Source organism: Dankookia sp. P2 (assembly GCF_050632255.1).
GTDB lineage: Bacteria > Pseudomonadota > Alphaproteobacteria > Acetobacterales > Acetobacteraceae > Paracraurococcus.
In genome coordinates this window covers 2,952,158-2,975,507 of sequence record NZ_CP192581.1, presented here as the reverse complement: position 1 = coordinate 2,975,507, position 23,350 = coordinate 2,952,158, and the positions used below count along the sequence as shown (strand labels likewise).

Annotated in this window: 20 protein-coding genes and 7 pseudogenes; 11 read left to right on the top strand and 16 right to left on the bottom strand. The window is 71.2% G+C overall.

What is annotated here, in order from left to right:
• Positions 1–177: 177 nt before the first annotated feature.
• Positions 178–949: pseudogene (gene hisF / locus ACQ86J_RS17525) on the bottom strand (imidazole glycerol phosphate synthase subunit HisF).
• Between the two features lie 517 nt (positions 950–1,466).
• On the opposite strand from hisF, the gene ACQ86J_RS17520 reads away from it, so the two are divergent.
• Both ACQ86J_RS17520 and ACQ86J_RS17515 read left to right on the top strand, forming a co-directional pair.
• Positions 1,467–1,868, top strand: coding sequence for a lysylphosphatidylglycerol synthase domain-containing protein (locus ACQ86J_RS17520; protein WP_431272098.1), 402 nt, complete (start codon positions 1,467–1,469; stop codon positions 1,866–1,868).
• Positions 1,868–2,131 carry a flippase-like domain-containing protein gene (locus ACQ86J_RS17515; RefSeq protein WP_431272439.1) on the top strand — a complete coding sequence of 88 codons (264 nt, stop codon included), beginning with the start codon at positions 1,868–1,870 and terminating at the stop codon, positions 2,129–2,131. The genes ACQ86J_RS17520 and ACQ86J_RS17515 overlap by 1 nt, the downstream gene beginning before the upstream one ends.
• Positions 2,132–2,273: 142 nt before the next feature.
• Here the strand turns inward: ACQ86J_RS17515 and ACQ86J_RS17510 are convergent, their stop codons facing one another.
• From ACQ86J_RS17510 to hisB, 5 genes and pseudogenes are all read right to left on the bottom strand, one after another.
• On the bottom strand, positions 2,274–2,507 hold the full coding sequence (locus tag ACQ86J_RS17510) for a hypothetical protein (RefSeq protein WP_431272097.1): 234 nt from the start codon (positions 2,505–2,507) through the stop codon (positions 2,274–2,276).
• A gap of 133 nt (positions 2,508–2,640) precedes the next feature.
• Positions 2,641–3,965: pseudogene (hisA, locus tag ACQ86J_RS17505) on the bottom strand (1-(5-phosphoribosyl)-5-[(5-phosphoribosylamino)methylideneamino]imidazole-4-carboxamide isomerase).
• A gap of 23 nt (positions 3,966–3,988) precedes the next feature.
• Positions 3,989–4,642 (bottom strand): annotated as a pseudogene (hisH, locus tag ACQ86J_RS17500) (imidazole glycerol phosphate synthase subunit HisH).
• A gap of 8 nt (positions 4,643–4,650) precedes the next feature.
• Positions 4,651–5,037 (bottom strand): DUF2628 domain-containing protein, encoded by a 387-nt coding sequence (locus ACQ86J_RS17495; RefSeq protein ID WP_431272096.1) that lies wholly within the window; start codon positions 5,035–5,037, stop codon positions 4,651–4,653.
• Positions 5,037–5,639 (bottom strand): imidazoleglycerol-phosphate dehydratase HisB, encoded by a 603-nt coding sequence (gene hisB / locus ACQ86J_RS17490; protein WP_431272095.1) that lies wholly within the window; start codon positions 5,637–5,639, stop codon positions 5,037–5,039. The genes ACQ86J_RS17495 and hisB overlap by 1 nt, the downstream gene beginning before the upstream one ends.
• Before the next feature lie 138 nt (positions 5,640–5,777).
• Here hisB and hslV point away from each other — a divergent pair, with 138 nt between their 5' ends.
• The 4 genes and pseudogenes from hslV (at position 5,778) to ACQ86J_RS17470 (ending at position 8,676) form a co-directional block, all read left to right on the top strand.
• Complete coding sequence (hslV, locus tag ACQ86J_RS17485) at positions 5,778–6,353, top strand: ATP-dependent protease subunit HslV (RefSeq protein ID WP_431272094.1); 576 nt, start codon at positions 5,778–5,780, stop codon at positions 6,351–6,353.
• Positions 6,353–7,678, top strand: a pseudogene (hslU, locus tag ACQ86J_RS17480) (ATP-dependent protease ATPase subunit HslU). The gene hslV and the pseudogene hslU overlap by 1 nt, the downstream one beginning before the upstream one ends.
• A gap of 192 nt (positions 7,679–7,870) precedes the next feature.
• Entirely contained in the window at positions 7,871–8,311 is a 441-nt protein-coding gene (locus ACQ86J_RS17475) for a hypothetical protein (RefSeq protein WP_431272093.1), read from the top strand.
• Positions 8,293–8,676 (top strand): hypothetical protein, encoded by a 384-nt coding sequence (locus tag ACQ86J_RS17470; protein ID WP_431272092.1) that lies wholly within the window; start codon positions 8,293–8,295, stop codon positions 8,674–8,676. Before ACQ86J_RS17475 ends, ACQ86J_RS17470 begins: the two co-directional genes overlap by 19 nt.
• On the opposite strand, the gene ACQ86J_RS17465 is transcribed toward ACQ86J_RS17470, so the two are convergent.
• A complete protein-coding gene (locus ACQ86J_RS17465; protein WP_431272091.1) occupies positions 8,588–9,211 on the bottom strand; it encodes a GNAT family N-acetyltransferase in 624 nt (207 codons plus the stop codon). The genes ACQ86J_RS17470 and ACQ86J_RS17465 overlap by 89 nt on opposite strands.
• A gap of 313 nt (positions 9,212–9,524) precedes the next feature.
• Between ACQ86J_RS17465 and ACQ86J_RS17460 the strand changes: the two genes are divergently transcribed.
• The 3 genes from ACQ86J_RS17460 (at position 9,525) to ACQ86J_RS17450 (ending at position 10,711) form a co-directional block, all read left to right on the top strand.
• A complete protein-coding gene (locus tag ACQ86J_RS17460) occupies positions 9,525–10,154 on the top strand; it encodes an FTR1 family protein (RefSeq protein WP_431272090.1) in 630 nt (209 codons plus the stop codon).
• Positions 10,100–10,315 (top strand): hypothetical protein, encoded by a 216-nt coding sequence (locus ACQ86J_RS17455; protein ID WP_431272089.1) that lies wholly within the window; start codon positions 10,100–10,102, stop codon positions 10,313–10,315. Before ACQ86J_RS17460 ends, ACQ86J_RS17455 begins: the two co-directional genes overlap by 55 nt.
• Positions 10,316–10,384: 69 nt before the next feature.
• Positions 10,385–10,711 carry a hypothetical protein gene (locus tag ACQ86J_RS17450; protein ID WP_431272088.1) on the top strand — a complete coding sequence of 109 codons (327 nt, stop codon included), beginning with the start codon at positions 10,385–10,387 and terminating at the stop codon, positions 10,709–10,711.
• 186 nt (positions 10,712–10,897) lie between these two features.
• Here ACQ86J_RS17450 and cydB read toward each other — a convergent pair.
• The 3 genes and pseudogenes from cydB to ACQ86J_RS17435 form a co-directional block, all read right to left on the bottom strand.
• Positions 10,898–11,944 (bottom strand): annotated as a pseudogene (gene cydB, locus ACQ86J_RS17445) (cytochrome d ubiquinol oxidase subunit II).
• Positions 11,945–11,949: 5 nt separating this feature from the next.
• The gene (locus ACQ86J_RS17440) at positions 11,950–13,386 is read right to left on the bottom strand and encodes a cytochrome ubiquinol oxidase subunit I (protein WP_431272087.1); all 1,437 of its coding nucleotides are present in this window, start codon (positions 13,384–13,386) and stop codon (positions 11,950–11,952) included.
• Positions 13,387–13,487: 101 nt separating this feature from the next.
• Positions 13,488–13,754 carry a hypothetical protein gene (locus tag ACQ86J_RS17435; RefSeq protein WP_431272086.1) on the bottom strand — a complete coding sequence of 89 codons (267 nt, stop codon included), beginning with the start codon at positions 13,752–13,754 and terminating at the stop codon, positions 13,488–13,490.
• A gap of 206 nt (positions 13,755–13,960) precedes the next feature.
• Here ACQ86J_RS17435 and ACQ86J_RS17430 point away from each other — a divergent pair, with 206 nt between their 5' ends.
• Both ACQ86J_RS17430 and ACQ86J_RS17425 read left to right on the top strand, forming a co-directional pair.
• The gene (locus ACQ86J_RS17430) at positions 13,961–15,007 is read left to right on the top strand and encodes a hypothetical protein (RefSeq protein ID WP_431272085.1); all 1,047 of its coding nucleotides are present in this window, start codon (positions 13,961–13,963) and stop codon (positions 15,005–15,007) included.
• A 16-nt stretch (positions 15,008–15,023) separates the two neighbouring features.
• Entirely contained in the window at positions 15,024–15,350 is a 327-nt protein-coding gene (locus tag ACQ86J_RS17425) for a hypothetical protein (protein WP_431272084.1), read from the top strand.
• 139 nt (positions 15,351–15,489) lie between these two features.
• On the opposite strand, the gene ACQ86J_RS17420 is transcribed toward ACQ86J_RS17425, so the two are convergent.
• From ACQ86J_RS17420 to sucC, 6 genes and pseudogenes are all read right to left on the bottom strand, one after another.
• Positions 15,490–16,281, bottom strand: a complete 792-nt coding sequence (locus ACQ86J_RS17420; RefSeq protein ID WP_431272083.1) for an SDR family NAD(P)-dependent oxidoreductase — start codon at positions 16,279–16,281, stop codon at positions 15,490–15,492.
• A 183-nt stretch (positions 16,282–16,464) separates the two neighbouring features.
• Positions 16,465–16,752, bottom strand: coding sequence for a hypothetical protein (locus tag ACQ86J_RS17415; RefSeq protein ID WP_431272082.1), 288 nt, complete (start codon positions 16,750–16,752; stop codon positions 16,465–16,467).
• A gap of 130 nt (positions 16,753–16,882) precedes the next feature.
• Positions 16,883–18,121, bottom strand: coding sequence for a 2-oxoglutarate dehydrogenase complex dihydrolipoyllysine-residue succinyltransferase (odhB, locus tag ACQ86J_RS17410; protein ID WP_431272081.1), 1,239 nt, complete (start codon positions 18,119–18,121; stop codon positions 16,883–16,885).
• Between the two features lie 34 nt (positions 18,122–18,155).
• Positions 18,156–21,036, bottom strand: a pseudogene (locus ACQ86J_RS17405) (2-oxoglutarate dehydrogenase E1 component).
• A gap of 183 nt (positions 21,037–21,219) precedes the next feature.
• Positions 21,220–22,103 (bottom strand): annotated as a pseudogene (gene sucD, locus ACQ86J_RS17400) (succinate--CoA ligase subunit alpha).
• Between the two features lie 3 nt (positions 22,104–22,106).
• Entirely contained in the window at positions 22,107–23,300 is a 1,194-nt protein-coding gene (gene sucC, locus ACQ86J_RS17395; RefSeq protein ID WP_431272080.1) for an ADP-forming succinate--CoA ligase subunit beta, read from the bottom strand.
• Between the last annotated feature and the right edge of the window lie 50 nt (positions 23,301–23,350).

Sequence of the window (23,350 nt, the reverse complement as noted above, 5' to 3'; positions counted from 1 at the left end):
CTCCGCCTTGCGCACCGCCTTGGGCGGCTTCTTCGCCTTGGCCGGCACGCCGGCCGGCAGCGGCAGCAGGGCGCGCTTCTTGGCCGGCTTCTTCTTCACCTTGGCCGGCGCGCCGGCAGCCAGCGGCAGCGCCTTGCCCGGCTTCTTCTTCGCCAGTTTGATGATGTCTTTGCCCATTCAGGCAGCCTCCGCGAGGGGCCGCACCGGCAGGCCGGCGGCGGCCAGCGCCGCCTTGGCATCCGCGATGCGGAATTCCCCGTAATGAAACACGCTGGCGGCCAGCAGGCCGCTGGCGCCAGCCAGGGCCCCCTCGACGAAATGGCCGACCGTGCCGACCCCGCCCGAGGCGACCAGCGGCAGCCGCACCCGCGCCCGGATCGCCCGCAGCAGGTCGAGGTCGAAGCCCGACTTGGTGCCGTCCCGGTCCATCAGAGGTCACCAGCAGCTCGCCCGCCCCGGCCTCGGCCATCCGTTCCGCCCAGCCGACGGCGTCGATCCCGGTCCCCTTGCGGCCGCCATGGGTGAAGACCTCCCACCGCCCGTCCGCGACCCGGCGGGCATCGACGGCGACGACGATCGCCTGGCTGCCGAAGGCCTCCGCCGCGCGGGTGACCAATTCGGGCTCGGCGACCGCAGCGCTGTTGATGCTGCACTTGTCGGCGCCGGCCAGCAGCAGGCGGCGGACATCCTCCACCGAGCGCACGCCGCCGCCGACGGTCAGCGGGATGAAGACCTCGGCCGCGGTGCGGGAAACCACGTCGTACATGGTGTCGCGGTTCTCGTGCGTCGCGCCGATGTCGAGGAAGGTGACCTCGTCGGCGCCCTCCCGGCCATAGGCGCGGGCCTGCTCAACCGGGTCGCCGGCATCGCGCAGCGAGACGAAAGTCACGCCCTTCACGACGCGGCCGTCCTTCACGTCGAGGCAGGGGATCACGCGGAGTGCGAGCACTGTTCCACCTCTGGGGGAGAAGGGATGCGCCGCGGCGGCGCGGGAGGTGCGCTTGCGGCGGAATGCGGCGGGGGTCAAGCGCGGATTGAGGGAAAAGCCGGGGGAATGCCGCGGCGCGAGGGCTGGCGTCATGGTGTAGCGCGGCGCGGCGGCCTCCGGCGCTATGGCGGGGTGGTGCAACGCAATATCCTCTCCCCGGCCCCCGCCGAGGCCGCTGTCCTACCCGGCGACCGGGACACCGCTGCTCCGCCCCGGCTCGGCCGCGCCCTGGCCCGCACCGCGGCGACCCTGGCCGCCTTCCTGGCGGCCTGCGGCCTGGTGCTGTGGTTCGCCCGGGACAGCGATGCCGCGGCCGCCGCGGCGCTGCTCTCCCCGGCGACCATCGCCGCCTGCCTGGCGCTGTCCTTCTGCAACTACCTGATGCGCGGCGCCCGCTGGGTGGTGCTGGGCCGCGCGTTCGGGGTGGCGGCGCCAGCCGCGCCCGCTGCTCTACTTCTTCGCCGGCTTCGCCCTGACCGTGACCCCGGGCAAGGTGGGGGAGGTGGTGCGGCTCTGGCTGCTCAACCGCCATCACGGCGTGCCCTATACCCGCAGCATGCCGCTGCTGGCCGGCGACCGGGTGATGGACATGGTGGCGATCTGCCTCCTCGCCCTCGCGGGCGCGGCGCTGACCAGCCAGTATGTGGCGGTGACCGCGGTGCTGGCGGTGATCTGCGTCGCGCTGCTGGCGGCGCTGACCCATGCCGGGCTGCTGCTGCAGGTGGTGGACTGGGTGGAGCGCCGGGTGCGCCGGGCGCCGAAGCTGTTTGCCCGGGCGCGGGAGGTCTGCGCCACCCTGCCGGCGATCGGCCGGCCGGCGGTGCTTGGCCGGCGCTCGGCCTGTCCCTGCTCGGCTGGCTGGCGGAGTGCCTGGTGCTGATGCTGGTGCTGCACGCGCTCGGCACCGCGATGGGCCTCGGCGGCAGCATGCTGGTCTTCTGCCTTTCGGCCGTGGCCGGGGCGGTGTCGCTGATGCCGGGCGGGTTGGGGGCGGCGGATTTCAGCCTGCTCGGCCTGCTGCGGCTGGTCGAGGTGCCGGAGGCCGCGGCGATCGTCACCACCATCCTGGTGCGGCTGGCGACGCTGTGGTTCGCGGTGGTGCTGGGCTTCCTGACGCTGCCCTTCGCGCTGCGGCGGAAGTAAGGAAGGCCGGGGAGAAGGTATTCTCCCCGGACCCCTCATCTATTTTTCCGAGTCCGGCACTCGCCGCGCGGCGGATGCCCGACTCAGAAAAGGGAAGGGAGGGGTGCGGGGAGGGAACACCTGTTTCCCTCCCCGACCTTTTCTACCAGCGCGGGCCCCAGCCATAGCCGCGCGGCGGCTCGAAGCGCCGCTCCTCCCACATCCGGTGCCGCTGCCAGGCCCATTCGCGGGCCCGCTGCGCCTCCATCCACTCGCGCCGCGCCTCCCGCTCGCGCCAGCCCTGGTCGTAGCCATAGGCCGGGCGGCCGTAGCCATAGCCGCCACCCCAGCCATCATGGGCGGACGCGGCGCCGGCGAGCAGCGGCAGGGGAGGCAAGGGCGGCGAGGAACGCGGTCCTGATCGTCATGGCGGCACCCTCCTAGGAGCCAGGATCAGGAGGGTGGGCGCCGGGCGCGGCGGGGTCAGGGCCCCGCTGTGGCGGCGCCGGGGCAGTCCGTGGCGAAGTGTTTCAGCGCCCCGCGACCAGCGCCAGCGCCGCGGTCGGGTCGATCCGCCCGTCGTACAGCGCGCGGCCGATGATCACGCCCTCGATTCCCTCGGACGACACCGCCGCCAGCGAGGCCAGGTCGTTCAGCGAGGCGACGCCGCCCGAGGGCGATCACCGGCAGCCGCACGGCGCGGGCCATGGCCAGCGTCGCTTCCAGGTTCACCCCGCCGAGCATGCCGTCGCGGTCGATGTCGGTGTAGATGATGGCGGCCGCCCCGGCATCCTCGAACCGCTTGCCGAGGTCGGTGGCCGGCACCGTGGACACCTCGGCCCAGCCCTCGGTCGCCACCAGCCCGCCGCGGGCGTCGATGCCGACCGCGACGCGGCCTGGATAGGCGCGGCAGGCGGCGAAGGCGAAGTCGGGTCCTTCACCGCGGCCGAGCCGAGGATGACGCGGCGGACCCCGCGTTCCAGCCAGGCCTCGACCGTCGCCATGTTGCGGATGCCGCCGCCGAAGCTGGACCGGGACGCGCGGGATGGCGGCGATGATGGTCTCGACCGCGGCCGAATTGGCCGGCCGGCCCGCGAAGGCGCCGTCCAGGTCCACCACATGCACCCAGGGGAAGCCGATCGCGGCGAATTTCCGCGCCTGCGCGCCGGGTTCGGCCGAATAGACCGTCGCCTGCGCCATGTCGCCGCGCTTGAGCCGGACGACCTGCCCGCCCTTGAGGTCGATGGCGGGATAAAGCGTCAATGCCATATGGTTAGCGACCCATCACCTTGCCGGTGCTGCGGCCGCGGCCGGGCTCCAGAAGCTTGTAATAATAGTGGCCGGCGACCGTGCGCCCATCGACCCGCGCATAGGCCGGGTGGGTGCCCCAACGCTCATAGCCCAGGGCCTCGAACAGCGCGATGGCGGTGGACTGGGTCTCCCGCACGTCGAGGTTCACGACACGGTGGCCGAGCGACGCGGCGCGTTCCTCCAGCCGGCGGATCAGCAGCCGGGCCAGGCCATGCCCGCGCGCATAGGGGGCGATATAGGCGTGGGTGAGGTTGGCGCCGAAGGCCTGGGCCTCGTTGTTGCGGGGCGGCCGGACCAGCTGCGCGCTGCCGACCACCATGCCGTCGAGCTTGGCGATGAAGAGCTCGCGCTCGGGCACCAGCAGCACGCCGCGGAAATGGCGCTGCAGCGCGGCGCGGCCCTGCGGCTCCACCCAGCCGAAGCCGCCGCCCTCGATGATCGCGGCATCCGTCGCCTCGCAGAGCTCCGCCATGTCGTGGTCGTCGAGCTCGGTGACGCGCTCCACCGAGAGCTCGGGCGGCTGTGGCAGGGTGGCTTCGGCCATGTCGGCCGGGCCGCGTGGGGCATTCATGGCGTCCACCGGAGGAAGTTGGCGAGAATGCGCAGACCCACCGAGGCGCTCTTCTCGACATGGAGATTGGGTGCCGGCGACATTGCCGCGCCCGACGATGGCGACGACGGGCCCACCATAATCGGTGGTCGCCAGCACCTCCTCGGGACGATACCCGCTCAGCGCATAGGAATGAACGAAATAGGCGTGCTCGCCAGGATTTATTCCCGCGAGCAGTGGGTGCTCCCCCGCCGGGAATTGCAGCGTGTTCCAGCCCATCTGCGGCAGCGCCAGCGGCGTGCCGTCCGCGCCCTTCGGGTCCATCGGCGCCATCTCGCCCTTGATCCAGCCGAGGCCGGCGGTGACGCCGTGCTCCAACCCGCGCTCCGCCATGATCTGCATGCCGACGCAGATGCCGAGCAGGGGCGCGCCGGCGGCGACCCGGGCATCCAGCACCTCGACCATCCCCGGCAGGGCGGCGAGGCCGCGCATGCAGGCGGCGAAGGCGCCCTGGCCGGGGCAGCACCAGCTCGGTCGGCCGCCGCGGCCTCGGCCGCATCGCGGGTGATGGCGGCGGCGACGGGGATGCCGGCCATGCCGGCGGCGTGGTCGAGCGCCCGCAGCACCGAGGCGAGGTTGCCCGAGCCGGGATCGATGACGGCAACCTTCATCTGCGCGCTCATGCCAGCACCGCCCGGGCCAGGTCCGGCCGGGCGTCGAGCAGCCGGGCCAGCGCCGCGTCCTGGTCCGCCGCGGCGACCGCATGCGCCGCCGGCCGGCCGCGCCGGGCCAGCGCCGCGCGGCGTAGGTCCTGGGCATGGGCACCCACCAGGAATTGCAGCGCCAGCGCCACCGGCAGCGCCGCGGCTTCCGGCACGAAGGCGGCCAGCAGCAGCACCAGGCCCAGATAGCCGATGGCCTCGATCCACATGCGGTGCAGCAGCAGCCAGGGCAGGGCGAAGAGGAAGGCGCCCCAGGCAAAGCCTTCCCGCACCAGCACGGGCGCACGGGCGGCCCGCGCGGCCGTGGCGGAACCGCGCGGCAGGTGGACGGTCCAGATCCGCATCAGGCCTCCAGGACCCCCTTCGTGGAGGGCACCGCGTCAGGAGAGCGCGAGTCCGTCTCCACCGCCATGCGGAGGGCACGGGCCAGCGCCTTGAAGCAGGCCTCAGCGACATGGTGCGCGTTGGTGCCGGCCTTCAAGGTCACATGCAGGGTGATGCCGGCGTTGAAGGCGAAGGCGCGGAAGAACTCCTCGAACAGCTCGGTGTCCATCTCCCCCACCTTGTCGCGGGCGAAGGGGACCGACCAGGCGAGGAAGGGGCGGCCGGAGATGTCGATGGCGGCCTCGGCCAGCGCCTCGTCCATCGGCAGCAGGGACTGGCCGTAGCGGCGGATGCCGCGCTTGTCGCCGAGCGCCTTGCGCAGCGCCTGGCCGAGCACGATCCCGACATCCTCGGTGGTGTGGTGATAGTCGATATGCAGGTCGCCCTTGGCCTCGACCGTCAGGTCGAGCAGGGCGTGGCGGCCGAGCGCGGTCAGCATGTGGTCGAGGAAGCCGATGCCGGTGGCGACCCGCACCTGCCCGGTGCCGTCGAGGCACAGGGTGGCGCGGATATCGGTCTCGGCCGTGCTGCGGCTGACGGTGGCGGTGCGGGCGGCGCTCATGGCGGCTTCCTACGCCGCGGGGCGGGGGTCGCAACGGGAGGTGGCCCCGCGCGGCCCCGGCCGGACCGGATAGGCCGTTCGGCCATCCCGCCCGCCCTCCCGTTGCCGCCGGCCCCGGAAAGGCCCACATCCGCGGCCATGTCCGCATTCCAAAGCTCCGCCGCACCGGACCTCGCCGGCTGGCACGGCACCACCATCCTCTCCGTCCGCAAGGGCGGCACCGTCGCCATGGCCGGGGACGGCCAAGTCTCGCTGGGCCAGACCGTGGTCAAGGGCAATGCCCGCAAGGTCCGCCGCATCGCCAACGGCCGGGTGCTGGCCGGCTTCGCCGGCGCCACCGCCGATGCCTTCACCCTGCTCGAGCGGCTGGAGGCGAAGCTCGAGCGCTTCCCCGACCAGCTCGAGCGCGCCTGCGTCGAGCTCGCCAAGGACTGGCGGTCCGACCGCTACCTGCGCCGGCTGGAAGCCCTGCTGGCAGTCGCCGATGGCAAGCGCTCCCTGCTGCTGACCGGCCAGGGCGACGTGCTGGAGCCGGAGGACGCGGTGATCGGCATCGGCTCCGGCGGCAGTCACGCGCTGGCCGCGGCCCGTGCCCTGCTGCCGGTGGAGGGCCTCTCGGCCGAGGAGATCTGCCGGCGGGCCATGAAGATTGCCGGCGACATCTGCGTCTACACCAACGGCAACGTCACCCTCGAAACCCTGGAAGCCGCCTGATGGTCACGGAAGCCGTCAACCTCTCCCCGCGCGAGATCGTCTCCGAGCTCGACCGCTACATCGTCGGCCAGAACGACGCCAAGCGGGCGGTCGCCATCGCGCTGCGCAACCGCTGGCGCCGCCAGCAGCTGCCCGAGGGCATGCGCGAGGAGGTGGTGCCGAAGAACATCCTGATGATCGGCCCGACCGGCTGCGGCAAGACCGAGATCGCCCGCCGCTTGGCGCGCCTGGCCAATGCCCCCTTTCTGAAGGTCGAGGCAACCAAGTTCACCGAGGTCGGCTATGTCGGCCGCGACGTCGAGAGCATCGTCCGCGACCTGATCGAGGTCAGCATCACCCAGACCCGCGAGGCGTCCCGCAAGTCGGTCCAGGCCAAGGCGGAGCTGGCGGCCGAGGAGCGGCTGGTGACCGCCCTGGTGGGGAGGGCGCCTCGGGCGAGACCCGGATGAAGTTCCGCCGCATGCTGCGCGAGGGCACGCTGGAGACGCGGGAGATCGAGGTCCAGGTCAGCGATGCCGGCGGCGGCATGCCGATCGGGATGATCGACCTGCCGGGCGCCCAGGGCCTGCAGATGCAGAACATGCAGGAGATGCTCGGCAAGATGTTCGGCGGCAAGACCAAGCCGCGCAAGATGACGGTGGCCGAGGCACGGCAGATCCTGCTGAAGGACGAGGCCGACAAGCTGGTCGACCAGGAGCAGCTGACCCGCGAGGCCGTCGCCAATGCCGAGAACAACGGCATCGTCTTCCTCGACGAGATCGACAAGATCGCCCGCGGCTCGGACAACGGCGTGCGTGGCGGGGATGTTTCACGTGAAGGCGTGCAGCGCGACCTGCTGCCGCTGATCGAGGGCACCACGGTGACGACGAAGCATGGGCCGGTGAAGACCGACCACATCCTCTTCATCGCCTCCGGCGCCTTCCACCCTGAGCAAGCCCTCCGACCTGCTGCCCGAGCTGCAGGGCCGCCTGCCGATCCGGGTCGAGCTCTCGGCCCTGACGCGGGAGGATTTCCGCCGCATCCTGACCGAGCCGGAGCACAGCCTGGTCAAGCAATACGTGGCGCTGCTGGGGACCGAGGGCCTGAGCCTCGACTTCACCGAGGATGCGGTCGACGTGATCGCCGACCTCGCCGCCGACATCAACGCCAAGGTGGAGAATATCGGCGCCCGCCGCCTGGCGACGGTGCTGGAGCGGCTGCTGGAGGAGATCAGCTTCACCGCCTCCGACCGGCGCGGGGAAAGCGTGCCGGTGACCGGCGCCTATGTGCAGGAGAAGGTCGGGCCGCTGGCGGGCAGCGCGGATCTCAGCCGGTACATCCTGTAGCGCAGATCGGGCTCCGCCACGCAGCACGGCGTGGCGGTCCAGCCTGGGCCGCGCCGCGACCGCCCGCACCGCCGGGAACAGGCTCGCGGTCCTGCGGCCGGAGCCCCCTCCGCGCCCTTCCCGCTGCCTCCCGCGCGCCCCATCTTCGTTCGCGCGCGAACCCATCCCGCGCGCCCGGGTTCTGCCAGCATCATGACCGACACCGACCGCAGCCTTCCCGTTCCCACCCTGCCCGAGGCCGCCCTGGCCGAGCTCGACGCCGCCGTGGTGGTGCTGGAGGGCACCTCGCTGCCCGTCCGCCTCGCCGCCCTGGTCGGCGGCTCGGTCGAGGCGCTGAAGCGCCGCCTGCCGGATGTCGCCCAGCGCGGCCTGGACGAGGCGGTGCGCCGTGCCCTGGAGGCCGCCATGCAGGCGGCGCTCCGCAGCGCCCCCGGCCGCACCGGGCCCCTGCCGAACGACTGGCTGCATCGCGGCCTGATCGCCGCCTCCGGCGTCGCGGGCGGGGCTTTCGGCCTGCCGGGCACGCTGCTGGAACTGCCGGTCTCCACCACCCTGCTGCTGCGCCAGGTCGCCGCCGTCGCGGCCGAGCAGAGGAGGACCTGTCCGACCCCCAGGTGCAGGCCGAATGCCTGAAGGTCTTCGCCCTCGGCGGCCGCAACCCGCAGGACGACGAGGCCGAGAGCGGCTACTTCGCCCTGCGCCTGGCGCTGGCCGAGGCGGTGCAGACGGCGGTCGGCCGCGGCGTCGCGCAGTTCCTGCCGGGCTTCCTCGGCGCCATCGCCGCCCGCTTCGGCGCGCCGGTCGCCTTCAAGCTCTCGGCCCAGGCGGCGCCGGTGATCGGCGCGGCCGGCGGGGCGGCGGTGAACCTCGCCTTCCTCGAGCATTTCCGCGGCATCGCCCGGGCGCATTTCACCATCCGCCGGCTGGAACGCCGGCACGGCCCGGCCCTGGTCCGCGCGGCCTATGAGCGGCTGCGGGACGGCGCCGTCCTGGCCTAGCGGCCAGCACCCAACGAATGGCGCCCATGTGGAGCGTGGCACCGGATCCGATCCGGGCCTCCGCCGCATGCCGCCTGAACGAGACCCATGGGCGCCGCGCCTGGAAGAATGTCTTTCCTCCGCGTTCGAACCCAGCCGTCTCGTAGAAGCGCAATGTGGAGTCCTGCTTCGAGCCGGTCGCCAGCATCACCTTGTAGCAGTTGGCAGCCCAGGCAGCGTCCAGCGCCGCCGCCAGGACCCGATGCCCTAGGCCACGCCGACGATACCCGGCATGCGTCACCACGTTTTCGATGAGGGCGTAGGACATGCCTCCCCTGGTCAGGTTCGGCACCACCACGAGCGTGCACGAGGACACCAGGCGGCCATGCTCCTCCGCCACAAGGACCGTCGTGAGCCCGGATCGAAGAAGCGAGGACCACGGCAACTCGGCTGCTGCGGGGTCGACGGGCGGATCATCCGGATTGAGGTGGCGGTAGAGTTCCAGCATCCCGTGCAGGTCGCTGTCTATCGCGCGCCGGATGATGATGTCGTGCATCGTCCCAGCGTAGTGCCAGGGACCCAGGGGTGCCAGGCGTCAGGCGGCAACCACCAGGGCAGGCGCCGGTCGGCGTAATCCGCTCGCCCCCTTGCCGCCATGGAGAGGCGCGCCTGGGTCAGGGCGAGGGGCAACCGCGCGGGCGCGGCCGGCGGTCCGGCTCCCGCCGTCGAGGCCGGGCCGCGCCGCCGCCCCGCGGCGGCCTGCATCGTGGCCGGTCGCGCTGCGATGATGGCCGCCTGAAGCGGGAATTCACGCGACGCCGGCGGCGAAGCGCCTATGTGTTGCGAACCATTCGCTAATGCGGGGTTCGATGATCGCCTCCACCGCCGTCCAGGCCGCCTTGATCCTCCTGCGGGAGGGGCTAGAAGCCATCCTGGTGCTTGCCGCCCTCGCCGCCCTGCTGCGCAAGCTGGCGCCGGAGCGCGTCGGCGCGCTCTGGGCCGGGGCCGGGCTCGGCCTGCTGGCCAGCCTGCTGACCGCCGGCGCCTATGCCGCCTGGCGCGGCGGGGAGCATGACGACTTCGTCGAGGGCATCACCTGCCTGGTCGCCGCCGGGCTGATGCTCTGGACCGGCGGATTCCTCTGGCGGCGGGCCGACCCGCGTGCCTGGGGCGCGGCGCTGACCCGGCAGGCGGAAGCGGCGCTTGCGGCCGACCGGGTGCCGGTGGCGCTCGGGCTGATCGGCTTCCTGGCGGTGTTCCGGGAAGGCGCCGAGACCGCGCTGTTCCTGGCGGCGCTGGGTACGGAGGGCTCGATGCCCGGCATGGTCGCCGGCCTGGCCGCGGGCGCCGCGGGCCTCGGCGTGCTCTGGTGGCTGCTGATCCGCGCCGCGGTGCGCATCCCCTGCGGCCGCTGTTCCGGGCGACCTCGCTCTTCCTGCTGTTCATGGCAGCGCGGCTGGTCGCGGCCGGCATCCAGGGATTCCAGGAGCAGGCGCTGATCCCCTTCAGCCCGAACGACCTGCCCGAATTCGCCGGGACGATCGGCGCCGCGCCGAGCTGGGAAGGGCTGGCGGCGCAGCTGCTGGTGCTGGGCGGGGTCGCGCTGGTGCTGGCCTGGCCGCGCCGCGCCGTCGTGGCGGGTCACGCCGCGGCGGAATAGGCCCGGCCGGAACACCCGGCGCGCGTCCGGGTTTATCGCCCGGGGCATCCCGCCCCGGGAGGAGCCAGGATGGCCGAGGCGAAGACCACCACCGAACACGCCGAGATCCGCCGCTGGGTCGAGGCCCGCGGCGGCCGGCCGACCGTCGTCAAGGGCACCGAGGGCCGCGACGGCGAGGGCCTGCTGCGCATCGACTTCGCGGAGCCGGACGAGAAGCTGCAGCCGGTGGACTGGGAGACCTTCTTCCGCACCTTCGACGACCGGAAGCTGGCTTTCCTGCACCAGGACCGAACCGCCGACGGCAAGGAGAGCCGCTGCTTCAAATCGTCCGGCGCGATGCGGAGCGTGAGCGCGGCTAGAGCAGATGCGGGAGGGCGTGAGCGCCCGGACGCGTGAATCTGCTCGGCAAGCACCTGCCATAGAGCGGATCGCGCCTTCGAACAGGCGCACCATCCGGTGTGGCCCGTCTCACAACCGCAGCATCGCCCGCAGCAGGAAGGCCACCGCCCCGACCGCCGCGACCCCCGCCGCCCAGAGGGGCGGCGAACCACAGCAGCCGGGAGGCTAGGCGCCGCGCCACGGTCAGTGGTAGCCGTGGCCAGCCTTCACCTTGCCGCGGAAGAGCCAGTAGAGAATACCCGGTATAGCCCAGGATGACCGGGATCAGCACCGCCAAGCCCACCAGCATGAAGACCTGCGACGCCCGCGGCGAAGCGGCCTCCCAGATCGTGATGTTCGGCGGCACGATCATCGGCCACATCGAGATGCCGAGCCCGGTATAGGCCAGGAAGAACAGGCCGAGCGCGCAGGCGAAGGGGATGCCGTCGCGCCAGACCATGCGGCGGTTCTCGGGGTTGTGCCCGGCCTCGCCGAGGCCGCGGAACAGCCGCCAGGCCAGCACCACGACCAGCACCGGCACGGGCAGCGCGGCGAGGATCGCCGGGAAGTCGAACCAGCGGGCGCGGAAGGCCGGCAGCAGGAAGGGCACCACCAGGCTGACCGCGGCGATGAAGCCGAGCGTCAGCACGGTCATCCGCCGCGCCAGCGCCTTCACCTGGTCCTGCATCTCGCCCTCGGTCTTCCAGACCAGCCAGCAGGCGCCGAGCATCCCGTAGCCCGCCAGCACCGCCAGGCCGGTGACGATGGAGAAGGGCGAGAGCCAGTCCCACCAGCCGCCGGCATAGGCGCGGCCCTCGACCTTCACGCCCTGCACCAGCGCGCCGAGCGCGATCCCTTGCGCGAAGGCCGCGACATAGCTGCCGCCGGAGAAGGCGCGGTCCCACCAGAGATGCTGCCCCGGCGTCGCGGCGCGGAAGCGCATCTCGAAGGAGACGCCGCGGAAGATCAGCGCCAGCAGCATGACGATGATGGGCATGTACAGCGCCGGCATGACGATCGCGTAGGCCAGGGGAAGGCGGCGAACAGCCCGCCGCCGCCCATCACCAGCCAGGTCTCGTTGCCGTCCCAGACCGGGGCGACGGTGTTCACCGCGAGGTCGCGGTCGTCCTTGCCATGGATCCAGGGGAACAGGATCCCGACCCCGAGGTCGAAGCCGTCCATGCAGACATAGAGGAAGACCGCCGTGGCGATCACGAAGGCCCAGATGGTGGCGATGGTCTCCGCGCTCATCCTGCTCACTCCGCTGGTTGCGGCCGCGCGTCGTGCACGCGGTCCGGATCAACGGCCGGCGCCGGGGTGATGCCGGCGGTGCGGATCGGCGGCTCGGACTCGACGCCGGATTCCTCCGCCTCGGGCGGGTGGCGGAACAGCCGGAACAGGTACCAGATGCCGGCGCCGAAGACGATGAAGTAGACCGTCATGAACAGCACGAGCGAGGTCAGCACCGCCGGTGCCGCGACCGGGCTGACGCTGTCGGCGGTGCGCAGCAGGCCGTAGACGGTGAAGGGCTGCCGCCCGGCTTCCGTGGTGATCCAGCCGAAGGTCACCGCGATCAGCCCGGCCGGCCCCATCGCCACCGCCCAGCGCTGGAACCAGGGGCTGTCGTACAGCCGGCCGCGCCAGCGCAGCCAGAGCGAGACGAAGCCGAGCGCGATCATCAGCACGCCCATCCCCACCATGATGCGGAAGGACCAGAAGACCAGCGGCACGTTGGTCGGCCGCGCGTCCTTCGGGAAGTCCTTCAGCCCCTTGATCTCGCCGTCCAGGCTGTGGCGCAGGATCAGGCTGCCGAGATAGGGGATCTCGACCTTCAGCTTGGTTTCCTCCCGCGCCATGTCCGGGATGCCGAAGAGGATCAGCGGGGCGGGCGCCTGGGTCTCCCAGTGGCCCTCCATCGCGGCGACCTTCTGCGATTGCTTCTCCAGCGCCCAGAGGCCCTGCGCGTCGCCGAACATCGCCTGGGCCGGCGCGACGGCGGCGGCCATCCACATGGCCATGCTGAACATGGTCCGCGCCCGCTCGTTCGAGCGGTCCTGCAGCACGTGCCAGGCGCCGACCGCGCCGACGATCATCGCGGTGGTCAGGAAGGCGCCGGTGATGGTGTGGAGGTAGCGGAAGGGGAAGGAGGGGTTGAAGACGATCGCCCACCAATCCTCCGGCATGAAGCGGCCGTCGGGCGCGATGGAGAAGCCCTGCGGCGTCTGCATCCAGGAATTCGCCGAGAGGATCCAGAAGCCCGAGATCAGCGTCCCCACCGCGACCAGGCAGGTGGCGAAGAAATGCAGCCCCTTGCCGACCCGTCCGAGGCCGAACAGCATCACGCCGAGGAAGCCGGCCTCGAGGAAGAAGGCGGTCAGCACCTCATAGGCCATGATCGGGCCGAGCACCGGCCCGACCTTGTCGGACCAAGCCGCCCAATTGGTGCCGAACTGGTAGGACAGCACGAGGCCGGAGACCACGCCCATGGCGAAGTTCACCGCGAAGACCTTCAGCCAGTAGCGAAAGAGGTCGAGGTACTTCGCGCGGCCCGTCCAGAGCCACAGCCCTTCCAGCACCGCCAGGTAGCTGGCGAGGCCGATGGTGAAGGCGGGGAACAGGAAGTGGAAGGTGACGGTGAAGGCAGATTGGAAGCGCGCGAGGTGCAGCGCATCCGGGAAGGCATCCCACAACATAATCCGATGTCCCGCCGGCGTGACGGGAGCTTAGCCGCAGGCAACCATTCGCGTTCCCCCTGGCCGCAGCCGCCTATGTCACGAAGCCCGGAGCGCCGGGCTCAGGCCGCGGCGCGCAGCGGCTTCGGCAGCACCGTCTCGACCGACCAGACGCCGACCACCTGGCCGAGATTGCCGGCGACGAGGTGGACCATCCCGGCCGGCATTGCGTCCAGCACCAGCTCGACCTGCATGGCATCGCCCTGACGGACGGCGTGGAAGGCATCCGCCACCAGGTCGCGCTTGGCGAGCGGCTGCAGCAATCGCGGCAGCAGCCCGGGCGAGGCATCGGCGGTCAGGACGAAACGGACGGAAACGAGGTCGGACATCGGGGCGGTTCCATGAGCGCGAGGGGAGGGGACGAACCCGGCGGCGCGGCGCGCCACCCCCATGGGCAGCGCGGCTCAGGCGGCCGGGCTGGTAATTCGCGCGATACGGAAACCGATGGTCGACATGGGGTGGAGCCTAGCCCGGCCGCCCCCGGGCTGTACAGGGCGAAAGCCGGTCAACCGCATGTCAGTGGCCAACCGCCCCCATGGCGACGAGAACGACCTTCCCACCGGCATCCCGGAGACCTCCTTGCCTTGTCCGGCATGAATTCGGCCGAGACCGCCCTGCCGCGCGCCGCCGCGCCGCCTTCCCCTGGACCGCGCTCTGCCTCGGCCTCGGCGCGCTGGCGGCGGCGGTGCTGGTGCTGGCGCCCTATCCACCGCTGCAGGACTTCCCCGAATGGGCCTATCAGGGCCAGCTGCTGGCGCGGCTGCTGCGCGGCCTGCCGGTGGACGGGGTCGTGCTGGCCACGACGCCGGTGCCGAACAGCTCGGTCCAGCTGCTGCTCGGGCTGCTGTCGCTGGCGATGCCGGCGGCGCTGGCGGCGCGGCTGTTCCTGCTGGGGCTGGTCGGCGCCTCGGTCGCCGTGGCGCTGGCGCTGGGGCGGCGGTACCAGCCAGGGGCGCCGGGCGCCTTCGCGGCGCTGCTGCTGGTCGCCGTCTTCCTCAATGCCGCCTTCTGGAACGGCTATGCCAATTTCCAGCTCGGGATGGTGCTGCTGGGCGCCTGGTTCCTGCTGCCGGAGGCGCGGCGCGCCCGGGTCCTGCCGATCATGGGCTTCGGCCTGGCGATCTTCTTCACCCATGCCATGGTCTTCTTCGCCTTCTGCGCCCTGCTCGGCGCCACGGCGCTGCTGGACCCGCGGCGGATCATCCCCACCGCGGCCGGCCTGCTGCCGGCCGCGGTCCTGACTGGCTGGTATGTCGCCACCAATGCCGGCGGCAACGCGACCGAGACCAGCGGCACCGGCGGGCCGGCCGCCTTCCTCGCCTACAAGCTCTATACCGTCGCCAAGCTCGGCCCCTACCACAACTTCGTCTTCGCCGGGGGGGCGACGTCGTCACCCGCCCGACGCTCTACTGGGCGGGAGCGGCGATCAACCTGGCCTTCGCGGCCGGGCTCGTGGCGCTGCTGGGCCTCGGGCTGCGGACGGCGATCCGCACGCGCCGGCTGGCTTGGGCGCCGCTGCTGGCCGCCGCGGGGCTGCTGGCGCTGTTCGCCGCGCTGCCCGACCTGGTGCAGAACGTGGTGAACCCGGGGAGCGGCTAATGCTGCCGGCCCTGCTGCTGCTGCTCCTGGTCCTGCCGCTGCCGGTGGCGCTGGTCCGCGCTCTGGGCCTGGGCGCGGCGGTGCTTGGCGCCTGCCTGGTGCTGCTGCTGGCCACCGACCATGCCTGGGAGGAGCCGGTGCACTACACCGAGCTGCGCGCCGAGACCGCCGGCCTGTTCCGCCATCGCCCGACCGCCTTCGCCTGCAAATGGCAGGAGATGCTGCGCGGCGCCGAAGCGGGCGACCTGCCGCGCCAGCCGCTGGCTTTCCGCACCAGCCTGCTGATCGGCGCGACCTCGGCGGGCTGCACGGGGCAGCCGGGGTAGGAGGGTCGGGGAGGGAAACAGGTATTCCCTCCCCGAACCCCACCCTTCCCTTCCGTGGGTCGGATGCCGACGCGCGGCGGGTGCCGGCCTCGGAAAAACAGAGGAGGATCCAGGGAGGATACTTCCTCCCCGGCGTTCTTCACCCGATCTGCACCAGCCTGCCGCCATCCACCGGCAGCGCCACGCCGGTGATGAACCCCGCCTCGTCGCTCGCCAGGAACAGCGCCGCATTGGCCACGTCCCAGGCGGTGCCCATCCGCCGCCGCAGCGGCACCTTGGCGTCGCGCTCGGCCGCGACCTCCGCCCGGGTCTTGCCGGTGTGGCGGACGCGGGTGTCCACCGCCATCGGCGTGTCCATCAGCCCGGGCAGGATGGTGTTGCAGCGAATGCCGTGGCCGGCATTCTGGTTGGCCACCTGCTCGGTGAAGGCCAGCATCGCCGCCTTGGTGGTCTTGTAGGCGACATAGGGGTAGCTCTCGACCGCCGCGGCGGAGCTGATCGACAGGATCACCCCGCTTTCCTGCCGCCGCATCACCGGCAGGGCGTGCTTCACCGCCATGACGAAGCCGCGCAGGTTGACCGCGGTGACGCGGTCGAAGGCGTCCTCGGTGATCTCGGTGGGCGGGGCATCGCCGCCCGCGAGCGACATGCCGACGTTGTAGTGCAGGATGTCGAGCCGGCCCCAGAGCCGCACCGCCTCGGCGACGGCGGCGGCCATCTCGGCCTCCCGCGTCACGTCGGCCTGGAAGGCGGTGGCGCCGTTGCCGGCCTGGGCGGCGGTGTCCTGCGCCGAGGCGAGGTCGCGGTCCACGCAGAGCACCCGGGCGCCTTCCTGGGCGAAGCGGATGGCGGTGGCGCGACCATTGCCCATGGTCTCGCCCGGGCTCTGCCCGGCGCCGATGATGATGGCGGTCTTGCTCTCGAGCCGCATGCGGCGTTTCCCCTTTGGTCAGGGGCGCATCATGCCGGCGGGAGGCACGGCCGGGGAGAAGGTATTCTCCCCGGACCCCTCATCTATTTTTCCGAGTCTGGCACGTGCCGCGCGGCGATGCCCGACCTCACGAAAAGGAGGGATGGGGCCTGGGGAGGAAATGCCTTTGCCGCCCCGACCTTCCTAGAACGTCTCGCGCGGCGGCCGCGGCCGGCGGGGCGGGCGCGGGCCGGTACCGAACTGGTCCTGCTGGTGCGACGGCAGCCGGCGCTCGCGCGGCGGCGGCGGCGGGGCCGCCAGGTCGGCTTCCAGCTCCTTGATCTTGGTGGCGATCGACACCCGCAGCTCCGGCGAGGTGTGCGGCTTCATGGTCCGCACTGTCTCCTTCAGCTCGGCGAGGAGGCGGACCTTCTCCTCCCGCGTGCGCTTCAGCGGGCGGTTGTCGGAAAATTGGCCATCGAAGGAACGCATGTGACTTCTCCCGGGTGGGCCGGCATGCGGCGGCCCTCTTCACCCAATCTAGCAAGCCGTGCGGCCCATGCCGCTGAAACGCGCGAGGCCGGCACGGGGGTCCCGCGCCGGCCCGCCTGGTATGGAAGGCTCAGATATCCAGCATCAGCCGGCGCGGGTCCTCGATGCTTTCCTTGACGCGGACCAGGAAGCTGACCGCTTCCTTGCCGTCGACGATGCGGTGGTCGTAGCTCAGCGCGATGTACATCATCGGGCAGATTTCGACCTTGCCGCCCACCGCCATCGGCCGGTCCTGGATCTTGTGCATGCCGAGAATGCCGGACTGCGGCGGATTCAGGATGGGGGTCGACATCAGCGACCCGTAGACGCCGCCATTGGTGATGGTGAAGCTGCCGCCCGCCATCTCCTCGAGCTTGAGCTGCCCGTCGCGGACGCGCTTGCCGAAGGAGCCGATGGTCTTCTCGATCTCGGCGAAGCCCATGCGGTCGGCGTTGCGCAGCACCGGCACGACCAGGCCGTTCGGCCCGCCGACGGCGACGCCCATATGGACGAAGTTCTTGTAGATCAGCTCGTCGCCCTGGATCTCGGCGTTCACCGCGGGGAATTCCTTCAGCGCGGCGACGCAGGCCTTCACGAAGAAGGACATGAAGCCGAGCCGGACGCCGTGCTTCTTCTCGAAGACGTCGCGGTACTCGGTGCGCAGCGCCATCGCCGCGCCCATGTCGACCTCGTTGAAGGTGGTCAGCATGGCGGCGTTGTTCTGCGCCTCCTTCAGCCGGCGGGCGATGGTGACGCGGAGCCGCGTCATCTTCACCCGCTCCTCGCCCTCCTCGAGCGGCCGCTGCGCGGCGGGCTTCGCCGCAGCCGCGGGCGCCGCGGCGGGACGGCTGAGGAAATCCAGCACGTCGCCCTTGGCGATGCGGCCGTCCTTGGCGCTGCCGGCGCCGACCTGCTCGGCGGTGACGTTGTTCTCCGCCATCAGCTTGGCGGCGGCGGGCAGCGGCGCATGGCCGGGGACGGCGACGGGGCCGGCCGGGGTGCGCGGCGCCTCCACCTTCGGCTGCGCGGCGACGGGGGCGACCGGCTCCGGCTTGTGCGGCTTGGCCGCCGGCACGGGCGCGGCGGCGCCGGCGCCCGCGGCGATGCTGCCCAGCACGGCGCCCGGCTCGACCTCGGCGCCCTCATCCGCGCTGATCGACTCGATCACGCCGGCGGCCGGGGCGTTCACCTCCACAGTGACCTTGTCGGTCTCCAGCTCCACCAGCGGCTCGTCCACCGCCACGGCCTCGCCGGCCTTCTTCAGCCAGCGCGCCACGGTCGCCGTGGATACGCTCTCGCCCAGGGTGGGCACCAGGATATCGGTCGCCATCGTCGTCTATCGCCTCTCCGCAGGGTCCCAGGGCTCAGAGCCCGAGCGCGTCCCGCACCAGGGTTTCCTGTTCCGCCGCATGCACCTTGGCGAGGCCGGTGGCCGGGCTCGCCGCCTCCTTGCGGCCGACATAGTCGGGCCGCTTCGCGCGGACCTCGAGGTCCTTCAGGACCTTCTCCAGCCGCCGGTCGACGAAGGTCCAGGCGCCCATGTTCTCGGGCTCCTCCTGGCACCAGACCACCTCGGCATTCTTGTACGGGGCGAGCGCCGTCTTCAGGCTGTTCACCGGGAAGGGGTGGAGCTGCTCGACCCGGATGATCGCCACGTCCTTCACGCCGGCATCGCGCCGCGCCTGCAGCAGGTCGTAGTAGACCTTGCCGGTGCAGAGCACGACCCGCTTCACGTCTTCCTCGGGCGCGATCGCGTCGATCTCGGGGATGACATACTTGAAGGCGCTGCCCGGGCCGAAATCGGCCAGCGACGACACCGCCAGCTTGTGCCGCAGCAGCGACTTCGGCGTCATCACCACCAGCGGCTTGCGGTAGTTCGACTTCAGCTGCCGGCGCAGCGCGTGGAAGTAGTTGGCCGGCGTGGTGAAGTTGCAGACCCGCATGTTCCGCTCGGCGCAGAGCTGCAGGTAGCGCTCCAGCCGGGCGGAGGAATGCTCCGGCCCCTGGCCTTCGAAGCCGTGCGGCAGCAGCATCACCAGCCCCGACATGCGCAGCCACTTGGTCTCGCCCGAGGCGATGAACTGGTCGATGATGACCTGGGCGCCATTGGCGAAGTCGCCGAACTGCGCTTCCCACAGCACCAGGGTGTGCGGGTCCGCCAGGCTGTAGCCGTAGTCGTAGCCGAGCACGCCGAACTCGCTCAGCAGGCTGTTGAAGGCCTCGAAGCGCGGCTGGTGGTCGCGGATGTTGTTCAGCGGCACGTATTCCGCCTGGGTCTGCTGGTCGATCAGCACCGCGTGGCGGTGGCTGAAGGTGCCGCGCTGCACGTCCTCGCCCGAGAGGCGCACGCGGTGGCCTTCCAGCAGCAGGGTGCCGAAGCCGAGCGCCTCGCCGGTCGCCCAGTCGATGCCCTCGCCGCTCTCGATCGCCTGCTTCTTGGCCTCGAGCTGGCGGGCGATCTTCGGGTTGACGTTGAAGCCGTCCGGCACCTGGGAGAGCGCGGTGCCGACCTCGCGCAGGGTCTCGAGCGGCACCGCGGTCGGGTGCAGCTGCTCGACCTCGGCGCCGACCGCCACCGCCTGCAGGCCGGACCAGTGGCCTTCCAGCCAGTCCGCCTTGTTCGGCTTGAAGGTCTGCGCCGCCTGGTGCGCTTCCTCGAGCCGCTGGTTGAAGGCGTCGAGGATCGCCTTGGCGTCCTCGGCGGCGACGCTGCCCTCGGCGGCCAGCCGCTCGGCATAGACCGTGCGGGTGGTCTTCATCTCGCGGATCCGGCCGTACATGATCGGCTGGGTGAAGGCCGGCTCGTCGCTCTCGTTGTGGCCGTGCCGGCGGTAGCAGACGATGTCCACCACCACATCGGTCGAGAATTCCTGGCGGAACTCGGCGGCGAGGCGGGAGACGAAGACCACCGCTTCCGGGTCGTCGCCGTTCACGTGCCAGATCGGCGCCTGCACCGCCTTGGCGATGTCGGTGCAATAGAGGCCGGAATAGGCATGCACCGGGACGGTGGTGAAGCCGATCTGGTTGTTGGTGACGATGTGCACCGTGCCGCCGGTGCGGTAGCCGATCAGCTGGCTCATCGCCATGGTCTCGTAGACCAGCCCCTGGCCGGCGAAGGCGGCGTCGCCATGCAGCAGGATGCCCATGACGCTATGGCGGCCCTTGGTGTCGCCGGCCATGTCCTGCCGCGCCCGCACCTTGCCGACCACGACGGGGTCCACCGCTTCCAGGTGCGAGGGGTTCGGCTGCAGCGAGAGGTGGATGGTCCGCCCGGCGATCTCGATATCGGTCGAGGTGCCGAGGTGATACTTCACGTCGCCCGAGCCCTGGACGTCGTCCGGGTTGGCGCCGACGCCCTTGAACTCCGAGAAGACCTGCGTGTAGGGCTTCTTCACCACGTTCACGAGCATGTTGAGCCGCCCGCGATGCGCCATGCCGATGGCGATCTCGTTCACCCCGGCCTTCGCCGCGGTCTCGATCACCGTCTGGACGGCGGGGATGGTGCTCTCGCCGCCCTCGAGCCCGAAGCGCTTGGTCGAGACATACTTGCGGGCGCAGAAGGCCTCGAAGCCCTCGGCCTCGGTCAGGTGCTCGAGGATCTCGCGCTTCGCCGCCTTGTCGAAGGCGGTCGCCCAGGGGGCGCCCTCCATCCGGCTCTGGATCCAAAACTTCTGGCCGGGATCCTGGATGTGCATGAACTCGACGCCGATCGAGCCGCAATAGCTGGCGCGGCAGACCGCCATGATCTCGCGGACGGTGGCGGTTTCCAGCCCGAGCACGCCATTGATGAAGACGGGGCGGTCCCAGTCGGCCTCGGTGAAGCCGTAGGTCGCGGGGTCCAGCTCCGGGTGCGACTTAGGCTGCTGCAGGCCGAGCGGGTCGAGCTGCGCTTCCAGGTGGCCGCGGACGCGGTAGCTGCGGATCAGCATCAGCGCGCGGATCGAGATCGAGCTGGGCATTGCGGATGGCGGCCGGGTCGGCGGCCGCGGCCGGGGCGGGCTTGCCGCCCTTCGGCGCCGGCGGCGCCTCGGGCTCCGGCGCGAAGCCGCCACGCGGGCGGGGCGCCCAGGACGCGCCGGAGGCATCGGTCAGCACCGCGCGGGCATCGTCGCCCAGCGCGTCGAACAATTCGGCGAAGGACGGGTCGATGCTGCCGGGCTTCTCGACCCAGCGGGCGTAGAGGTCGGCGAGATAGGCGGCGTTGGCGCCCGTCATCGCGCTGGCGAGGATGTCCACTCCGGCCATGGTCTTCTCCGTGCCAGCCTCGGCGGGCCGGCGTCCTTCGTCAGGTCTGTGCGTTGAAGCGCGCGGCCCCGGGGAAGGGGGCCGCGCGCTCCATAACATAGTCAGTGTGGCGGCGTTGCGGCAGGTCTGGCGTTGATCCAGATCGACCCCGCATGGCTGCCGCGCGGTTTTTCGCCCCCGCGGTTAACCCCTCAGTGCCTTCACCATGGTCGAGCCCAGCGCCGCCGGGCTGTCGGCGACATGCACGCCGGCCTGGCGCATCGCCTCGAACTTCGCCTCCGCCGTGTCCTTGCCGCCGGAGATGACCGCGCCGGCATGGCCCATGCGGCGACCCGGGGGGCCGTTGCGCCGGCGATGAAGCCGACCACGGGCTTGGCGTTCGGGCCGCGGTTCTCGCGCGCGAGGAACTCCGCCGCCTGGATCTCCGACTGGCCGCCAATCTCGCCGATCATGACGATCGACTTGGTCTCGGGGTCGGCCAGGAACAGCTCCAGCACCTCGATGAAGTCGGTGCCCTTCACCGGGTCGCCGCCGATGCCGACGCAGGTGGACTGGCCGAGCTTGGCCGCCGTGGTCTGCGCCACGGCCTCATAGGTCAGGGTGCCGGAGCGGGAGACGACGCCGACCGAGCCGCGCAGGTGGATATGGCCCGGCATGATGCCGATCTTGCAGGCATCCGGGGTGATGACACCCGGGCAGTTCGGCCCGATCAGGCGCGACTTCGAGCCCGAGAGCGCCCGCTTCACCTTGACCATGTCGAGCACCGGGATGCCCTCGGTGATGCAGATGATCAGCGGCAGCTCGGCGTCGATCGCTTCCAGGATCGCATCCGCCGCGAAGGGCGGGGGGACGTAGATGACGCTGGCATTGGCCTGCGTCTTCTCGACGCAATCGGCCACCGTGTCGAAGACCGGCAGGCCGATATGGGTGGTGCCGCCCTTGCCGGGGGTCACGCCGCCGACATAGGTCGAGCCATAGGCGATGCCCTGCTCGGCATGGAAGGTGCCCTGGGCGCCGGTGAAGCCCTGGGTCATGACGCGGGTGTTGGCGTCGATCAGGATCGCCATGGCTCAGGCCCCCTTGACCGCGGCGACAACCTTCTGGGCCGCATCGGCCAGGTTGTCGGCGGGGATGATGGCAAGGCCGCTATCGGCCAGGATCTTCTTGCCGAGGTCGACATTCGTGCCCTCGAGCCGCACCACCAGCGGCACGCTCAAGGTCAGCGCCTTGGTCGCGGCCACGATGCCCTCGGCGATCATGTCGCACTTGGCGATGCCGCCGAAGATGTTGACCAGGATCGCCTTGACGTTGCTGTCCGAGGTGATGATGCGGAAGGCCTCGGTCACCCGGGCCGCATTCGCGGTGCCGCCGACATCGAGGAAGTTGGCCGGGGACGACCCGTACAGCTTGATGATGTCCATGGTGGCCATCGCCAGGCCGGCGCCGTTCACCATGCAGCCGATCTCGCCGTCGAGCGCCACGTAGTTCAGGTCGTTCTTGACCGCCTCAAGCTCCTTCGGGTCCATCTCCGAATCGTCGCGGAGGGCTTCCAGGTCCTTGTGGCGGAACAGCGCGTTGTCGTCGAAGGAGACCTTGGCGTCGAGCGCCACGATGTCGCCCGCGCCGGTGACGACCAGCGGGTTGATCTCGACGATCGCGCAATCGAGCTCGAGCACGGCGCCATAGAGGGCGGTGACAGATTTGGTGAAGGCGCCGACCTGCTTGCCGGTCAGCCCGAGGCCGAAGGCGAGCTTCCGGCAATGGAAGCCGGAGATGCCGGAGGCCGGGTCGACCGCGACCTTCAGGATCTTCTCGGGGTGGTGCTCGGCCACCTCCTCAATCTCCATGCCGCCCTCGGTCGAGGCCATCACGGTGAGGCGGGAGGTCTCGCGGTCCACCAGCAGGCCCAGATACAGCTCGCGCTTGATGTCGCAGCCGGCCTCGACATAGACGCGGGAGACGACCTTGCCCTGCGGCCCGGTCTGCTTGGTGACCAGGGTGTGGCCGATCATCGCCGCGGCGGCGGCCTTCACCTCGGCGGCCGACTTCACCACCCGGACGCCGCCCTTGCCGTTCGGGTCGTCGGCGAAGCGGCCGGCGCCGCGGCCGCCGGCATGGATCTGCGACTTCACCACATAGACCGGCCCGGGCAGCTTGGCGGCGGCCGCCTCGGCCTCCTCCGGCGTCCAGGCAACATGGCCCTCGAGCACCGCGACGCCGTAGCGGCGCAGCAACTCCTTCGCCTGGTATTCGTGGATGTTCATCCGCTCACCCTTCGCATGGGTCGGCCGGCCGGCCGGGTCGAGATTCTCGG

What these genes read in the sequence shown, in the direction of transcription:
- ACQ86J_RS17515 (WP_431272439.1), top strand. Translation starts at nt 1,868, where the DNA reads ATGCTGGTGCTGCACGCGCTCGGCACCGCGATGGGCCTCGGCGGCAGC.
- ACQ86J_RS17495 (WP_431272096.1), bottom strand. Translation starts at nt 5,037, where the DNA reads ATGCGGATCTGGACCGTCCACCTGCCGCGCGGTTCCGCCACGGCCGCG.
- hisB (WP_431272095.1), bottom strand. Translation starts at nt 5,639, where the DNA reads ATGAGCGCCGCCCGCACCGCCACCGTCAGCCGCAGCACGGCCGAGACC.
- hslV (WP_431272094.1), top strand. Translation starts at nt 5,778, where the DNA reads ATGTCCGCATTCCAAAGCTCCGCCGCACCGGACCTCGCCGGCTGGCAC.
- ACQ86J_RS17475 (WP_431272093.1), top strand. Translation starts at nt 7,871, where the DNA reads ATGACCGACACCGACCGCAGCCTTCCCGTTCCCACCCTGCCCGAGGCC.
- ACQ86J_RS17465 (WP_431272091.1), bottom strand. Translation starts at nt 9,211, where the DNA reads ATGCACGACATCATCATCCGGCGCGCGATAGACAGCGACCTGCACGGG.
- ACQ86J_RS17460 (WP_431272090.1), top strand. Translation starts at nt 9,525, where the DNA reads ATGATCGCCTCCACCGCCGTCCAGGCCGCCTTGATCCTCCTGCGGGAG.
- ACQ86J_RS17455 (WP_431272089.1), top strand. Translation starts at nt 10,100, where the DNA reads ATGGCAGCGCGGCTGGTCGCGGCCGGCATCCAGGGATTCCAGGAGCAG.
- ACQ86J_RS17450 (WP_431272088.1), top strand. Translation starts at nt 10,385, where the DNA reads ATGGCCGAGGCGAAGACCACCACCGAACACGCCGAGATCCGCCGCTGG.
- ACQ86J_RS17440 (WP_431272087.1), bottom strand. Translation starts at nt 13,386, where the DNA reads ATGTTGTGGGATGCCTTCCCGGATGCGCTGCACCTCGCGCGCTTCCAA.
- ACQ86J_RS17435 (WP_431272086.1), bottom strand. Translation starts at nt 13,754, where the DNA reads ATGTCCGACCTCGTTTCCGTCCGTTTCGTCCTGACCGCCGATGCCTCG.
- ACQ86J_RS17430 (WP_431272085.1), top strand. Translation starts at nt 13,961, where the DNA reads ATGGCGACGAGAACGACCTTCCCACCGGCATCCCGGAGACCTCCTTGC.
- ACQ86J_RS17425 (WP_431272084.1), top strand. Translation starts at nt 15,024, where the DNA reads ATGCTGCCGGCCCTGCTGCTGCTGCTCCTGGTCCTGCCGCTGCCGGTG.
- ACQ86J_RS17420 (WP_431272083.1), bottom strand. Translation starts at nt 16,281, where the DNA reads ATGCGGCTCGAGAGCAAGACCGCCATCATCATCGGCGCCGGGCAGAGC.
- ACQ86J_RS17415 (WP_431272082.1), bottom strand. Translation starts at nt 16,752, where the DNA reads ATGCGTTCCTTCGATGGCCAATTTTCCGACAACCGCCCGCTGAAGCGC.
- odhB (WP_431272081.1), bottom strand. Translation starts at nt 18,121, where the DNA reads ATGGCGACCGATATCCTGGTGCCCACCCTGGGCGAGAGCGTATCCACG.
- sucC (WP_431272080.1), bottom strand. Translation starts at nt 23,300, where the DNA reads ATGAACATCCACGAATACCAGGCGAAGGAGTTGCTGCGCCGCTACGGC.